Below are 14,893 nucleotides of genomic sequence, written 5' to 3'. Positions count from 1 at the left end.
ATGCGGACCACGAAGGGCTCGGATGCCGAAGCATCCGAGCCCTTCGCACAGGTCAGATCAGACCAGCGAACGCAGCACGTACTGCAGAATGCCACCGTTGCGGTAGTAGTCCGCCTCACCGGGGGTGTCGATGCGCACAATCGCGTCGAACTCCACCGTCTGCTTGCCCTCGGGCGACTGATCGCTGGGGGCGGCAGTGACGTGAACCGTCTTCGGCGTAGCGCCGTTGTTCAGTTCTTCGAGGCCCGAGATCGAAACGACCTCGGTGCCGTCAAGGCCCAGGGTCTCCCAGGTCTCGCCGGCCGGGAACTGCAGCGGGACAACGCCCATGCCGATGAGGTTCGAGCGGTGGATGCGCTCGAAGCTCTCGGTGATGACCGCCTTGACGCCGAGAAGACTCGTGCCCTTGGCTGCCCAGTCACGCGATGAGCCGGAGCCGTACTCCTTGCCACCGAAGATCACCAGTGGAACGCCAGCATCCTGGTAGTTCTGGCTGGCGTCGTAGATGAACGACTGCGGAGCATCGGGCTGCGTGAAGTCGCGGGTGAAACCGCCCTCGACCTCGTTGCCGTCGTTGACCGCTCGCACCAGCTGGTTCTTCAGGCGGATATTCGCGAACGTTCCGCGAATCATGACCTCGTGGTTGCCGCGGCGCGATCCGAAAGAGTTGAAGTCCTTCTGACGGACGCCGTGCTCCTCAAGGTACTTCGATGCCGGAGTACCGATCTTGATGTTGCCAGCCGGGCTGATGTGGTCGGTCGTGACGGAATCACCCAGCGTTGCGAGGACGCGAGCGCCTTCGATGTCGGCGATCGGCGTGAGCTCCATCGTCATGCCGTCGAAGTACGGAGGACGACGCACGTAGGTCGACTTCTCATCCCATTCGAAGATCGGTCCGGTCGGGGTCGGCAGACTCGTCCAGCGCTCGTCGCCGTCGAAGACGGTGGCGTACTGCTTGATGAACTGCTCACGCGAGATCGACGAGTCAATGACCTCCTGGATCTCGGCCGGTGTCGGCCAGATGTCCTTGAGGAAGACGTCGTTGCCCGAAGTGTCCTTGCCGAGTGCATCCGTCTCGAAGTCGAAGTGCATGGAACCTGCCAGCGCATAGGCGACCACGAGGGGCGGCGATGCGAGGTAGTTCATCTTCACGTCGGGGCTGATGCGACCCTCGAAGTTGCGGTTACCGGAGAGAACGGCGGTGACCGCAAGGTCGTGTTCGTTAATCGCAGCCGAGACCTCTTCGATCAGCGGGCCGGAGTTTCCGATGCAGATCGTGCAGCCGTAGCCGACGGTGTAGAACCCGAGACCCTCGAGGTCCTTGTCCAGGCCCGACTTCTCGTAGTAGTCCGTGACGACCTTCGAGCCGGGTCCGAGCGTGGTCTTCACCCACGGCTTCTGCTTCAGCCCCTTCTCACGAGCCTTGCGAGCAAGAAGGCCAGCAGCCATCATGACCGAGGGGTTCGACGTGTTGGTGCACGACGTGATCGCGGCCAGAGTGACCGCACCGTGGTCGAGGATGTACTTCTCGCCATCGGGTGTGGTCACCGGAACCGGCTGGGACGTGCCATTGACGCCGCTCGAGATGTGGACCGGACGGGTGTCTGCTTCTTCTTCGCCGGGCACCGAACCCGGGTCTGAGGCCGGGAAGGAGTGCTTCGAGTCGAGATCGACCATCGAGTTCGAAGTGCTCGCGCTGGCGTAGTTGAGAATGTCCTTCTCGAACTGCGACTTCGCCTCAGAGAGCAGGATGCGGTCCTGCGGGCGCTTCGGGCCGGCGATCGAGGGAACGACGGTGCTGAGGTCGAGTTCGATGTACTCGCTGAACGACGGCTCCTTGGAAGCGTCGTGCCAGAGGCCCTGTTCCTTTGCGTAGGCCTCAACGAGAGCGACAGCCTGCTCGTCACGACCGGTCAGGCGCAGGTAATCGGTTGTGACATCGTCAATCGGGAAGATTGCCGCGGTCGAACCGAATTCGGGACTCATGTTGCCGATGGTGGCGCGGTTCGCGAGCGGAACGGATGCCACGCCCGCACCGTAGAACTCAACGAACTTGCCGACCACACCGTGCTTGCGCAGCATCTCGGTGATCGTGAGCACAACGTCGGTCGCGGTCACGCCGGCGGGAATCTCGCCAGTGAGCTTGAAGCCGACGACGCGCGGGATGAGCATCGAGACGGGCTGACCGAGCATCGCAGCTTCTGCTTCGATGCCGCCGACGCCCCAGCCGAGTACGCCGAGTCCGTTGACCATAGTGGTGTGCGAGTCGGTGCCGACACACGTGTCGGGGTAGGCCTGAAGCACGCCACCGTTGGTGCGGTCGTAAATAACCTTGGCGAGGTGCTCGATGTTCACCTGGTGGACGATGCCGGTTCCAGGAGGAACGACCTTGAAGTCGTTGAACGCTGTCTGGCCCCAACGCAGGAACTGGTAGCGCTCCCCGTTGCGCTCGTACTCGATCTCGACGTTGCGCTCAAGAGCGTTCTCCGAGCCGAAGAGGTCGGCGATCACCGAGTGGTCGATGACCATCTCAGCGGGTGAGAGCGGGTTGATCTTGCTCGGGTCGCCGCCGAGAGCCGTGACGGCCTCGCGCATGGTGGCAAGGTCGACGATGCAGGGCACGCCGGTGAAGTCCTGCATGACGACTCGTGCAGGCGAGAACTGGATCTCGGTGCTCGGGTCTGCCGCAGCATCCCAGGAGCCGAGCGCCTCGATCTGCGCCTTCGTCACATTCGCGCCGTCTTCGGTGCGAAGCAGGTTCTCTAGGAGCACCTTGAGGCTGAATGGGAGCTTCTCGTAGCCGGGAACAGCGTCCACGCGGAAGATCTCATAGTCGGTACTGCCGACCGTCAGGGTGCTCTTGGCACCGAAGCTATTGACCGTGGACACGAATCCGTCTCCTTCTAATCTGATGGGAGCGACAGGCGACTCCATCTTGCTCGCCTGCGTCGCTGACGGCTAGCAAGGCACACCTAACAGTGTGCGCCGTGCAGCCGCTCAGCGAAAGTGTGAGATTTATCTTGACGTCAAGATAAATCTATCACGCTGGCGAATTTATGTCCGCCTGCGACTCGCGCGGATGCAGTGCCCGAACGACCAACCATGTGACAGCGATCATCGGCGCGAAAAGGGGCAGGCCCATCACGAGTTTCAACATGCCGAGTGCTGTGACGTCTCCGGAAAAATACAACGGCAGCTGGACGGCAAGTCGTGCCGCGAACAGCGCGGCCCAGGCAATGGCGAGCCAAAAGTATGTCCGACGCTTGCGTCGATCCTGCCGCCAAGAAGTTCCCTCACCCATCAGAAATCCGGCAGCGAGACCGATCAATGACCAGCCAACGAGCGCGGAGATCAGCAGTGCAGAACCGTAAGCAGCGTTCGTAAAAAATCCCAGGACGAAGTTGTCCTGGCCACGCCCAGTGAATAGCGCGAGCGCAGCTGCCGCGCACGCAGCGATGAGCCCTCCGAGAGCAGCAGCCGGTGGAGACTTCTGCACCAGTCGAACAATGGTGAAAACAGCGGCAAGGCCGACCGACACGCCCAGCGGCAGGATCAGCGGTTCCGGCGCGAAGGTGAACAACACGACGAAGGCCAGGCTGGGCAGCACCGACTCGAGGATTCCGCGCCAACCACCCATCGCTGACCAAACGACCGTCTGCGTGCTGGCACCATCTGCCGGGTCGATGCCAGCGCGGCGCGCCGCGCCGCCGAGCGCCGCGCCGAGGAGTTCAGATGCACTCGGCTCCGGCGTCTGCTCGACGCCCTGCGCCTCTTCGCTCACGCCGAACCCGGCGTGGCCGGCATCTTCAGCGGGATGAGGTCGCGCGGAGGCATCGGTGTGCCACCACGGACCACGACGATTGAGCGGAACAAGTCTTCGACCTGGGCGGCGGCTTCCGGGTCGGATGCCGCGGCTCCGCCGATCACGCCACGCAGGAACCAGCGGGGGCCGTCGACGCCGATGAAGCGCGCGAGCTTGAGTTCAGAGCCTTCGGATGCGGGCGCTGGCACCTCGGCCAACAGCTCTTTGCCCAGCGGTCCCTCACGCTCTTCGACGCGTCCGCCCTGCTGGCGGACCTGATCGACAAGCTGCATGCGAGTCTCGTGCCACAGCCCCAGCGTGCGGGGGGCCGCGAACGGCTGTACCTGGAGCGACGAATCGGCGTAGTCGAGGCCGACGGCGACGATCCGCTTGGTCTGCTCCTCGACCTCGAGGCGCAGGTTCAGCCCTTCACGCGGGAGGATCTTGATGCCGCCGAGATCGATGTACGGGCGAACAGGATTCGCCTCGGTCTCGTCGAAGGGGCCTTCAGTGGCGCGGTCTACCGGCGCGACTTGGACGTGGGCTGGGTGATCTCTTCAGTCATTTCGTGTCTCCTACGTGCTCGGAGCCTTGCGTTGGCGCCTGATACCCGGTGGATCCGAATCCATCCGCGCCGCGGATGCTATCCGGAAGCTCGTCGACGGGGATGAAGTTCGCCCGGGTCACCGGCATGATGATCAGCTGCGCGATTCTGTCGCCGACCGCCACATCGTACGCGCTTGATCTGTCGGTGTTGAGCAGACTCACCTTGATCTCGCCTCGGTATCCCGCATCCACCGTGCCAGGAGAGTTCACGATCGTGATGCCATGCTTGGCCGCTAAGCCACTGCGCGGAACAACGAATGCCGCGTAACCATCCGGCAGCGCGATACTCACGCCGGTGGGCACTAAGGTACGCTGCCCCGGCTCCAGGCGCACAGCTTGCGCTGACACCAGGTCGGCACCGGCATCCCCGGGGTGCGCGTAGTGGGGCAGCACAGACGCGATAATGGGGAGATCGACAGATTCACTCACCCCAAGAGGCTAATGCAGAACATCGTTCCAGACACGCGCGTTCGCTACCGCGAGCGTCTGTCGCCGAGCCTGTGGCTCATCGTCACCGCAGCCGTCGTCGCTCCGATGGCTGCTTTGGCGTTCACTCCGCTGGGCTCGTTGCTCGCGCTGCTCATCGGCGTGGCCGCTGCAGCGGCGTTGATCGCCACGCTCATCGTGGCGTCGCCCGCGATCCGCGTCGAGAGAACCGTGCTGCGCGCTGGCCGCGCTCACATCGACGCGCAATGGCTCGGTGACATCGTCGTGCTGACGGGCGACGCGGCTCGCGAGGCACGAGGTCCTGCACTGCCCGCCCGCGGCTGGCATCTGATCCGCGGCGGAATCGACGGTGTTGTCATCGTGCAGAACATCGACCCTGCTGACCCGGCACCGAGCTGGACGATCTCGACGCGCACTCCCGACCGTCTTGCGGCGGCGATCCGGGATGCTCAGCTCGCAGCATCCGCGTCGTCGTAAGCAGCCCTCAGCGTAAGCCGGGCCAAGAACCAACCTCCGGTGTCGACGACAACGCGCCCCGAGCCGACTGGCCGGGGGCGCGTGAACGCGGTGCGTCTGCGATCAGGCAGCGCACTCCTTGCAGATGGGACCATCCGCGCCGTCGTGGTCCAACTGCGAGCGGTGCTTCACAAGGAAACAGTTCATGCAGGTGAATTCGTCTTCCTGGGCAGGAAGAACAACGACGTCGAGGTCAAGGTCTGAGAGGTCGGCACCAGGAAGCTCAAACCCGGAGGGTTATCGGAGTCCTCGTCGCCGGTCGTGCCGGAGAGTTTGTCCGGCACACGCTCCTTCAAGGCTTCGATCGACTCGGAGTCGTCTTCGCTCTTTCGGGGGGCGTCGTAGTCGGTTGCCATGCGGTAGATCTCCACTTTCATGGTGCTAGTGGGCGGTGCGCCGTCGGGTACGCGGCGGGCATAGTTTGCACGACGCGACGGCTTTTAGCAAATGCCGTCATGCGCGCCATATCAAACTCACGGCACGCCCAGGGTATTCCCGGCTCTCTGGCCACGTCCGTGACACCATGATTGGACACCCATCAGAGGGGCATTCGCATGGAAAACGTCACTATCGTCGGCACGGAAGACGATCTGCTGATCCTCGCCACCGGCTCGGGCGAGCGATTCGCGCTCGCTATCGACGACGTGCTGCAGCGGGAGATCCGCCGCGCCCGCCGTCGAGACGTGAACGAGCCTCCGCGCTCGACCGCCAACCGCGGGAAATTCAGACCCATATCCGCTCCGGGCTCACCGCCGCCGAGGTGGCGGAGTTGCTCGGCATCAGCGTCGAGGACGTGGCGCGCTTCGAAGGCCCGGTCCTCGCTGAGCGCGAGCACATCATCAGTCAAGCTCTCGCAGTGCCGGTGCTCATCGGCAGCGAAGTCGAGCCAGACGCCCAGCCCACGTTCGGTGCGGCGATTCGTGCGAAGCTCACCGAAGTGCAGGCCACCGAAGAGCGCTGGGCAAGCTGGAAAGACGAGACCGGTTGGATCGTCAAACTCGAGTTCAGCGCCAACGAGGTCTCGCACGACGCCCGCTGGAGCTTCGACGCTCGTCACAGCGCACTCGCGCCGTTGAACTCGGACGCCACCCAGTTGTCACGCCAGGGTTCGCTTCCTGACGGGCTGATTCCCCGACTTCGCGCCGTCGACAGCGATCGTGTCGAATCGCCCTACAAGGACGACAGCCGATTTGACTCCGGCGCATTCGGCCCTCGACTGTTACCGACGCCGGATGCTGACGTCGATGACCCGCAGGTTCCAGAGCGCGCCACAGCTGCAGTTCAGGACGCCGCGATCAAACGCGCCCCAGATTCGTCGGTGACAAGCGCAGAAACCGCTGATCTGCTGGAGGCGCTGCGGCGCCGCCGTGGCCAGCGCGAAAGCGCGCCACTGCTGGATGATGATGGTTCTGTCTCGCAGCGACCGGAAGCAGACAGCCCGATCGCGCTGTTCGACGCCTTCGATGACGATCACACTGCCGAGTCCAAGCCTGCACCGGCACCTGCCAGAGACGAACCGAACGCTGATTCCGCTGGACGTCGTCGGCGTAGAAACGCCATGCCATCCTGGGACGAGATTGTGTTCGGGGCCCGCAGCGACGACTGACGCTCTACCAGGATCGACGGTCGCTCAGACGGCGAAAGCGCCGCGTCTGATGTAGGGCACCTGACGCTCTTCCGGCGTGAGCGCGCCATGCTGACCAACCATGTCGCGCGCCCTCTGATCAGATGCCGTTCCGTCATAGAAAGCCCTATTGCCTCGAGCGATCACAAGAATTTCTCCGATGCGCGAAGAAGCATCATGCGAGACAAATGGGCCAAAGAGTCCCGAAGCCTCGGCCTCGGCGCGACTGAGGACATCGGCATCCCCTTCGCTCTCGCGGCGCCAGGTGTCGAGCACGGATACCGGGTCAGCGGTGTCATCGAGATAGACGTGGAGCATGCGGGGCTCTCCCCCGATCTGCCGAACTCCGTCAAATCGTGAGTCGCCTGCTTCGAGCACGACGTGGCGATGCGTGGGGACGTCGATCATGCCGTGGTCGGCGGTGATGAGCACCCCGACCTGGCGAGGCGGTGCGAGGGAGAGCGCGGAATCGATGTCTTCCAGTGCTTCGATCCACTCCGCGGAGTCGACGCCGTGTTTGTGACCAGCCTTGTCGATCTCAGGCAGGTAGCAGTACACCAGAGCGCCGGGTTCGTCTTCGGCGAGGCGGTATGCCGCCGCCACGCGCTCGGCCGGCGTCTTCGCCGCCACGAATTGCGCTCCTCGAAGTGTCGCGCGGGTGAAGCCGCTGTTCGCATAGGCCGCAATACCGACGGCGTAGCTCGCGTGCCCGGACTCACGAGCACGCTCGAATACGGTGGGCTCTGGTTGCCAGATGAGGGGGTCGATGCCGTCGTTTTCCCACCCGGAGAGCTGATTCACGAGCACATCGCGCGCGCGGTCAAGCACGCTGTATCCGACCAGTCCGTGCCCGCCCGGAGCCTGCCCGGTGAGGATGCTGGTCAGCGCTGCCGCAGTGGTCGTAGGAAACACCGAGTAGGCGACGTCCTTCTTTCCGAGCCCTGCGGTGAGATGTCGAGCGTGCCCCGCGTGGGCGCGCAGTTGGATCGACCCGAGACCGTCGACGACGACGAGCACGACGGAGCGAGCAGGCTTCAGCGCCCCCTGGTCCCCTGCGAGCGACGTCAACAGGTCGCCCGCCACCCCGGTCAGGCTCCGGGCTGACTCGGGTGTGGACGGTAGCATGAGAGGCATCCCGATAAGTCTTTCACAGGCCCCGCACATCCCAGGAAGTTCATGCCCCGCAGCGAATCAGTCGAGCCCGTAGAGGAGCGCATCCAGGACATCGATCTGTCCGCAGAGATGCAGGGATCGTTCCTCGAGTATGCCTACTCGGTGATCTACTCCCGTGCACTTCCGGATGCCCGCGACGGGCTCAAGCCCGTGCAGCGTCGCATCCTGTACCAGATGGCCGAAATGGGACTTCGCCCCGATCGCGGCCATGTGAAGAGCGCCCGCGTCGTCGGCGAGGTGATGGGAAAGCTACACCCGCACGGGGACTCCGCCATCTACGACGCGCTCGTGCGCCTGTCGCAGGACTTTGCCCTGCGTGTGCCGCTGGTCGATGGTCACGGAAACTTCGGATCGCTCGATGACGGCCCCGCCGCGTCGCGATACACCGAGGCCCGTCTCGCCCCCGCCTCGCTCGCACTTACCGAGAACCTCGACGAAGACGTTGTCGACTTCATCCCGAACTACGACGGGCAGTTCCAGCAGCCCGCTGTGCTGCCCGCGGCCTTCCCAAACCTGCTTGTCAACGGTGCCAGCGGTATTGCCGTCGGCATGGCGACGAACATGGCGCCGCACAACCTCATCGAGGTCGTCGCCGCTGCAATTCACCTGCTGCACAACCCGGATGCCACGCTCGAAGATTTGATGGACTTCGTTCCGGGTCCTGACTTCCCTTCAGGCGGCATCATCATGGGGCTGGACGGCATCAAAGATGCCTACACAAATGGGCGCGGCGCCTTCAAGGTGCGCGGCAAGGTCTCGGTTGAATCCTTCGGTCCACGCCGTACCGGCATCATCGTGTCTGAGCTTCCGTACATGGTCGGACCCGAACGGCTCATCGAGAAAATCCGCGATGCCGTACAAGCCAAGAAGCTGCAGGGAATCAGCGACGCCAACGACCTGACCGATCGCGAACACGGGCTACGCGTCGCAATCGGCATCAAGACCGGCTTCGATCCGAACGCAGTGCTCGAGCAGCTCTACCGCTTGACGCCGCTGGAGGACTCCTTCAGCATCAACAACGTCGCCCTCGTCGAGGGCCAGCCGCGCACGCTCGGGCTGAAAGAGATGCTCAGCGTCTACGTCGGGCACCGCCTTGAGGTCATCACTCGGCGCAGCCGGTACCGGTTGGCGCGTCGGGAAGATCGCCTGCATCTGGTTGAGGGGCTGCTTATTGCGATCCTCGACATCGACGAAGTCATCCAGGTGATTCGGTCATCGGATGATTCGGAAGAGGCTCGTTCGCGGCTACGCACCGTGTTCGATCTTTCCGAGGCGCAGGCTGAGTACATCCTCGAGTTGCGTCTGCGACGCCTGACGAAGTTCTCCCGGGTCGAGCTCGAAACAGAGCGCGACGCGCTGCAGACCGAAATCGACCAGTTGCGTGAGCTGCTCGGCAGTCAAGCGCTGTTGCGCGCGCAGGTCGAGAAGGAACTGGATGCCGCGGCAGAGGCCTACGGCACCCCGCGACGCACCCTGCTGATGAACGCTAAGCCCGCAGCTCCCCGCCGTGTCAAACCCGGCGAGGCTGATCTGCAGATCGCAGACGCACCGACGTTGCTCGCGCTGTCAACGACGGGACGAGCGGTGCGGGTGGATGTGGCCGAGGGACAGGAGCTGAGTCGTCCTGCTCGTCGCAGCAAACACGACGCCATCCTCTCGACGGTCTCGACGACGGTGCGCGGCGAAGTTGGCGCCATCACCAGCACCGGGCGACTGCTGCGCTTCTCCCCCGTCGATCTCCCGTCCGTACCGGGGACGTCCGTGCAGCTCGCTGCTGGCACACCGCTGCGCGACTACCTCGGCATCACCTCTCGCTCTGAGAAGGTGCTCGCGGTTGTGGATCTCGCATCTGAGACGCCGATCGCTCTGGGCACGGCTGAGGGCACCGTGAAGCGGATCGTGCCTTCCGCACTCCCCGTGCGTCCCGAGGTCGAGGTCATTGGTCTCAGGGCCGGCGATGTACTCGTGGGCGCGGCTTCTGCACCAGACGATACCGATCTGGTGTTCGTGACGACCGATGCCCAGTTGCTGCACTTCCCCGCTTCGGCTGTCCGCCCGCAGGGCGCCGCAGCAGGCGGTATGGCAGGGATCAAGCTCGCTTCCGGTTCGACGGTGCTGTTCTTCGGTGTCGTGGCACCAACGGACGACATCACGGTCGCGACGATTTCGGGCGCGATGGCGTGCTTCCCGGCACGGATGCGGGCCGCGCCAAGGTCTCGCTCTTCTCGGAGTTCCCCGCCAAGGGGCGCGCCACTAGTGGAGTGCGCGCGCACTCGTTCTTGAAGGGCGAGGATCGGCTCACGATCGCGTGGGTCGGCGCTCAGCCGGCATATGCCGTCGGTGCTGATGGTGCGGTGCGCAAGCTTCCAGAGGCGCCGGTGAAGCGCGATGCATCTGGTCAGTTCATCGACGGCGTGATCGGTTCGATCGGCCGCCCGGTCATCTAACCCGCGAGTGCGCTAAGCCCGGCTCTCAGGCGTCGATTGCCTCGCGCGAAAGCTGATCCGATGAATCGATGATGAATTCGCGACGAGGGGCGACCTCGTTGCCCATCAGCAGTTCGAATACCCGGCCAGCGGCCTCGGCATCCTCCATACGAACCCGGCGCAGCAGGCGACCTGCCCTGTCCATCGTGGTGTTGGCCAGCTGATCGGCATCCATCTCGCCGAGACCCTTGTATCGCTGGATCGGCTCGCTCCAACGCTTGTTCGCCTTGCGCAACTTGGCGAGCAGCGCGTGCAACTCCTGCTCGCTGTAGGTGTAGATCGTCTCGTTCGGCTTGGAACCGGGATTCATTACGATCACGCGGTGCAGCGGCGGCACCGCGGAGTACACGCGACCCGCTTCGATCAGCGGACGCATGTAACGGAAGAACAGCGTGAGCAACAGCGTACGGATGTGCGCGCCATCGACGTCGGCGTCACTCATCAAAATGACCTTGCCGTAACGAGCAGCGTCAATGTCGAAACTGCGACCAGATCCGGCACCGATCACCTGGATGATCGACGCGCACTCGGTGTTGGAGAGCATGTCGCCGATCGAGGCGCGCTGCACATTGAGGATCTTGCCTCGAATCGGCAGTAACGCCTGCACTTCACTGTCTCTGGCACGTCGAGCGGTGCCCAGAGCGGAGTCGCCCTCAACGATGAACAGCTCGCTGCGCGCGACATCGCTTGAGCGGCAGTCGACTAGCTTCGCTGGCAGCGAGGACGATTCGAGCGCGTTCTTGCGGCGCTGAGTCTCTTTGTGCGCACGCGCAGACACGCGTGCCTTCATCTCCGCAACGACCTTGTCGAGTAGCTGGCTCGCCTGGTTCTTGTCGTCGCGCTTGGTCGAGGTGAACCGTGCGCCGAGTTCCTTGCGGACGACCTGGGCGACAATCTGGCGCACAGCTGGGGTGCCGAGAATTTCCTTGGTCTGACCCTCGAACTGCGGCTCAGGTACTTCGACGGTCAGCACCGCGGTGAGACCCGCGAGCACGTCATCCTTTTCGACTTTGTCGTTGCCGACCTTCAGCCGACGCGCGTTCTGCTCGACCTGCGAACGCAGCACTTTGAGCAGTTCCTGCTCGAAACCCTGCAGATGGGTGCCGCCCTTCGGCGTCGAGATGATGTTCACGAACGAGCGTGTGGTCGTGTCATAGCCCGTGCCCCAGCGCATCGCGATGTCGACCTGGCATTCACGCTCGACCTCGGTCGAGGCCATGTGTCCATTGGCCTGCAGCACGGGGACGGTCTCTTTGAACGTACCGGTGCCTTGAATGCGCCAGGTGTCGGTGATCGGGGCATCCGTTGCCAGATAGTCGACGAACTCAGAGATGCCGCCCTCGTAGTGGTACGAGGTCTCGATCTTCTCTTCGCCGCGGTGGTCACGGATGACGAGTTCGAGGCCAGGAACCAGGAACGCGGTCTGGCGTGCGCGCGTCTCAAGCTCACCAAGCTGGAACTCGGCGTCCTTCGTGAAAATCTGACGATCAGCCCAGTAGCGCACGCGGGTACCCGTGACGCCGCGAGGCGCCTTGCCGATGATCTGCAGTTCGCTGCTCTTCTCAAAAGGCGAGAACGGTGCGTCGGGGCGCTTTTCCCCGTCGTCCTTGAACATGCCAGGCTCTCCGCGGTGGAACGACATCGCGTAAGTCTTGCCACCGCGATCCACCTCAACGTCGAGGCGCTCAGACAGCGCGTTCACGACTGATGCGCCCACACCGTGCAGACCACCGGATGCTGCGTACGAACCGCCGCCGAACTTTCCACCGGCGTGAAGCTTCGTGAACACGACCTCGACGCCGGTCAGGCCGGTGCGCGGCTCAATATCGACCGGAATACCACGGCCCTTATCGTGCACCTCGACGCTGCCGTCGGCGTGCAGGATGATCTCGATGCGATTGCCGCTACCGCCGACCGCCTCGTCCACGGCGTTGTCGATGATCTCCCAGACGCAGTGCATAAGGCCGGGAGAACCGTTCGAGCCGATGTACATTCCCGGGCGCTTGCGAACCGCTTCGAGGCCTTCAAGAACCTGAAGATGATGGGCGGAATACTCAGCGGTCACAAGGATCAATTCTATTCTGGGCAGTCTCTGTGGTGGCGCAGACACTCCCCAACACGGGTATGCCAGCGTCTCGCACGTACGCGGTGAGCGAAACACGCCCTCTTACGGGCATGACATACAGCCAGGCGTGGTTGTATTGGGAACATTCCGAACGGAAGCCGATACCCGAGGAGGCACCGAGATGAACGCTACAACCGAACGTGAGACCTCCACTGTCGAGTTCCGTCTGAGCGCGATGGACCGCTGTGATTCCTGTGGCGCACAGGCGTACATTGCCGCTGAGGTCAACGGCTCTGAACTGCTCTTCTGCGCCCACCATGGCCGCAAGTACGAAGAGAAGCTTCGTAGCATCGCGACGTCATGGCACGACGAGACCGCCCGCCTCGTCGACGCAGTCTGAATCGCTCGACAGCAACGCTTCAGTCTCCAATCACCCGTCGCACCCTTGAGGTGAGGCGGGTGATTATTTCTTCCCCCACCGTGTCGATGCTCTCTGCGAGCGTCGTGGCTGAATGCTCGCCATGATGGCCCGGGCCGAAGATCCAGACATCGTCACCGACGGTCGCACCCGGCCACGCTGCGAGCTCCGACGTAGTCACTCCGATTCGTTGCAGCTGTCGATTGCCCGCAGTGGTGCCGATCTCAATTCCGCTGAGCGTGGACGGAAGTCCGTCGAAAGCGCCGATGCCGATTACGGCGCGGTCGCCGTCTACGCCGATGACCGGCGCGGTCAGCGCCGCGATCGGGCGTATTCCCTCGAGTTCGGGTCCGTCAGCAGAGCGGATGCCGTAGCAGAATGCCCCCACGCGCGACACTGATCCGCGCAACTCTGGTCGCCACCATGACGCGGCAGAGGCGGTCAGATGCAGGTCAGTGGGGTGCGCGCCAGCCCGGCGAAGCATCTCGACAGCAGCGCGGAACTCTTCAGCAGCTAAATCGTCATCGGCGTCGCTCGCCTCAGCAAGGTGGCTCCACACGCCGGCGATTTCAATCGAACCCGCGTGCTGCGCCGCGATAGCCTGCGCGACGAATTCTGGCCAGTCTTCGGAACGGACGCCGTTGCGACGCAGGCCCGTATCGATCTTGAGATGCACCTTCGCTGTCACCCCGGTGATGCTGGCTGCGGCTATAACTCTGTGCAGGTACGGGAGTGTGCCGACGCCGAGATCGACACCGGCACGCAATGCCTGCTCAACCTCATCACTGTCGGACGTTGCCCAGGCGAAAACCCGTGAACTCGGTTCGACGCGGGACCGAATCTGCAGCGAGGTCGCAATGTCGTAGCCACCGAAAAGAGAGACCCCGGCCTGTCGCTGCGCGACATCGGCGACCATATCGATGCCATGACCGTACGCGTCGTCTTTCATGATGAGCATCAAGGTTGAAGGCGCGAGCCTGTTTTGCACCGCGGTGATGTTCTTGATGAGCTGTGTCCGAGAGATGCGCAGCACCGGCTGATTCATTTCGTCCATTCCCGCACCGCCTTCGCTCCGGCGACCGTGATGAGTTCAGCCGCACTCATGCCAGTCACTGCGGCCCACTGTGCCAGGGAGGTGCCAATGGCACCGCTACCGCCGAAGTACACCACGTCAGCGCCCTCGAGTCGCGCTGTGGTCTCGGCATCCGTGGTCTGCAGGTCGACAACGCACACGTCCATTGCAACGCGACCGACGATCGGGTGCAGTGCTCCCCCGAGCTCGACGTGTGCATGATTACCGAGCGCACGCACGATGCCCTGGGCATAGCCGCCTGTGACCAGCGCAACAGTGGTTGGCGCGTCAAAGCGATGTGTGTGCCCGTACGACACGGCCTCGCCCGCTCTCACCGGCTTGGTGGACAGCACACGGCCCATCAGGCGCATCGGCGAAACGGCACTCGCGGGAGGCAGTCCGTAAAGCAGCTCGCTGTCGATATCGGGGGCTTCGTCGAGAACCGTCACGATATCGATGTCTGTCAGCCGCCGCGCAACATCGTGGTCGTCAACGACGACAGCCGCGACGCCGGCTTCAGCCAGAATGCGGGCGGTCTGGATCGCTCCGTGCCCGAAGGCATCTCCCCGAAGGTCAGCGACTCTGCCCCCGTCCGCGACCGCGGCCGCGACGGACGCGCGCATCGCCGCTTCTGAAACGACTGCGCGTGGCAGGCTGCGAGAATCCCTCACCGCCGTGCGTCCG

Annotated in this window: 10 protein-coding genes and 3 pseudogenes; 4 read left to right on the top strand and 9 right to left on the bottom strand. The window is 63.6% G+C overall.

Annotated features, from left to right (window positions below):
• Positions 1–57: 57 nt before the first annotated feature.
• From DC31_RS09200 to dut, 4 genes and pseudogenes are all read right to left on the bottom strand, one after another.
• Positions 58–2,934, bottom strand: coding sequence for an aconitate hydratase (locus DC31_RS09200; protein WP_200872893.1), 2,877 nt, complete (start codon positions 2,932–2,934; stop codon positions 58–60).
• Positions 2,935–3,040: 106 nt separating this feature from the next.
• Positions 3,041–3,781 carry a DUF3159 domain-containing protein gene (locus DC31_RS09195; protein ID WP_036279240.1) on the bottom strand — a complete coding sequence of 247 codons (741 nt, stop codon included), beginning with the start codon at positions 3,779–3,781 and terminating at the stop codon, positions 3,041–3,043.
• A pseudogene (locus DC31_RS09190) lies at positions 3,778–4,332 on the bottom strand (DUF3710 domain-containing protein); the annotation flags it as partial. The gene DC31_RS09195 and the pseudogene DC31_RS09190, both read right to left, overlap by 4 nt.
• A 31-nt stretch (positions 4,333–4,363) precedes the next feature.
• On the bottom strand, positions 4,364–4,837 hold the full coding sequence (gene dut, locus DC31_RS09185) for a dUTP diphosphatase (protein ID WP_036279237.1): 474 nt from the start codon (positions 4,835–4,837) through the stop codon (positions 4,364–4,366).
• Positions 4,838–4,849: 12 nt separating this feature from the next.
• Between dut and DC31_RS09180 the strand changes: the two genes are divergently transcribed.
• A complete protein-coding gene (locus DC31_RS09180) occupies positions 4,850–5,332 on the top strand; it encodes a DUF3093 domain-containing protein (RefSeq protein ID WP_036279235.1) in 483 nt (160 codons plus the stop codon).
• Positions 5,333–5,434: 102 nt separating this feature from the next.
• Here the strand turns inward: DC31_RS09180 and DC31_RS09175 are convergent.
• Positions 5,435–5,727, bottom strand: a pseudogene (locus tag DC31_RS09175) (DUF4193 domain-containing protein).
• Between the two features lie 167 nt (positions 5,728–5,894).
• On the opposite strand from DC31_RS09175, the gene sepH reads away from it, so the two are divergent.
• On the top strand, positions 5,895–6,977 hold the full coding sequence (gene sepH / locus DC31_RS09170) for a septation protein SepH (protein WP_235201422.1): 1,083 nt from the start codon (positions 5,895–5,897) through the stop codon (positions 6,975–6,977).
• Positions 6,978–7,001: 24 nt separating this feature from the next.
• On the opposite strand, the gene DC31_RS09165 is transcribed toward sepH, so the two are convergent.
• Positions 7,002–8,129 (bottom strand): alkaline phosphatase family protein, encoded by a 1,128-nt coding sequence (locus DC31_RS09165; protein ID WP_036279232.1) that lies wholly within the window; start codon positions 8,127–8,129, stop codon positions 7,002–7,004.
• Positions 8,130–8,171: 42 nt separating this feature from the next.
• Between DC31_RS09165 and DC31_RS09160 the strand changes: the two are divergent.
• Positions 8,172–10,615 (top strand): annotated as a pseudogene (locus DC31_RS09160) (DNA gyrase/topoisomerase IV subunit A).
• Between the two features lie 25 nt (positions 10,616–10,640).
• On the opposite strand, the gene DC31_RS09155 reads toward DC31_RS09160, so the two are convergent.
• Positions 10,641–12,719, bottom strand: a complete 2,079-nt coding sequence (locus DC31_RS09155; RefSeq protein ID WP_036279230.1) for a DNA gyrase/topoisomerase IV subunit B — start codon at positions 12,717–12,719, stop codon at positions 10,641–10,643.
• A gap of 181 nt (positions 12,720–12,900) precedes the next feature.
• Between DC31_RS09155 and DC31_RS09150 the strand changes: the two genes are divergently transcribed.
• Positions 12,901–13,119, top strand: a complete 219-nt coding sequence (locus DC31_RS09150) for a DUF7455 domain-containing protein (RefSeq protein ID WP_036279227.1) — start codon at positions 12,901–12,903, stop codon at positions 13,117–13,119.
• Between the two features lie 19 nt (positions 13,120–13,138).
• Here DC31_RS09150 and DC31_RS09145 read toward each other — a convergent pair whose 3' ends face one another.
• The gene (locus DC31_RS09145) at positions 13,139–14,191 is read right to left on the bottom strand and encodes an alanine racemase (RefSeq protein ID WP_235201421.1); all 1,053 of its coding nucleotides are present in this window, start codon (positions 14,189–14,191) and stop codon (positions 13,139–13,141) included.
• Positions 14,179–14,832 carry an alanine racemase C-terminal domain-containing protein gene (locus tag DC31_RS09140; RefSeq protein WP_036279222.1) on the bottom strand — a complete coding sequence of 218 codons (654 nt, stop codon included), beginning with the start codon at positions 14,830–14,832 and terminating at the stop codon, positions 14,179–14,181. The genes DC31_RS09145 and DC31_RS09140 overlap by 13 nt, the downstream gene beginning before the upstream one ends.
• Positions 14,833–14,893 lie beyond the last annotated feature (61 nt).

It is taken from the genome of Microbacterium sp. CH12i (genome assembly GCF_000685355.1).
GTDB lineage: Bacteria > Actinomycetota > Actinomycetes > Actinomycetales > Microbacteriaceae > Microbacterium.
Note: the sequence above shows the minus strand (reverse complement) of the source record. Positions and strands in the feature narration are given on the sequence as shown.

Bases quoted from the DNA above. Each gene is read 5' to 3' on its own strand.
- DC31_RS09145 (WP_235201421.1), bottom strand. From the start codon at position 14,191: ATGGACGAAATGAATCAGCCGGTGCTGCGCATCTCTCGGACACAGCTC.
- DC31_RS09180 (WP_036279235.1), top strand. From the start codon at position 4,850: ATGCAGAACATCGTTCCAGACACGCGCGTTCGCTACCGCGAGCGTCTG.
- sepH (WP_235201422.1), top strand. From the start codon at position 5,895: ATGATTGGACACCCATCAGAGGGGCATTCGCATGGAAAACGTCACTAT.
- DC31_RS09200 (WP_200872893.1), bottom strand. From the start codon at position 2,934: ATGGAGTCGCCTGTCGCTCCCATCAGATTAGAAGGAGACGGATTCGTG.
- DC31_RS09140 (WP_036279222.1), bottom strand. From the start codon at position 14,832: ATGCGCGCGTCCGTCGCGGCCGCGGTCGCGGACGGGGGCAGAGTCGCT.
- DC31_RS09165 (WP_036279232.1), bottom strand. From the start codon at position 8,129: ATGCCTCTCATGCTACCGTCCACACCCGAGTCAGCCCGGAGCCTGACC.
- DC31_RS09150 (WP_036279227.1), top strand. From the start codon at position 12,901: ATGAACGCTACAACCGAACGTGAGACCTCCACTGTCGAGTTCCGTCTG.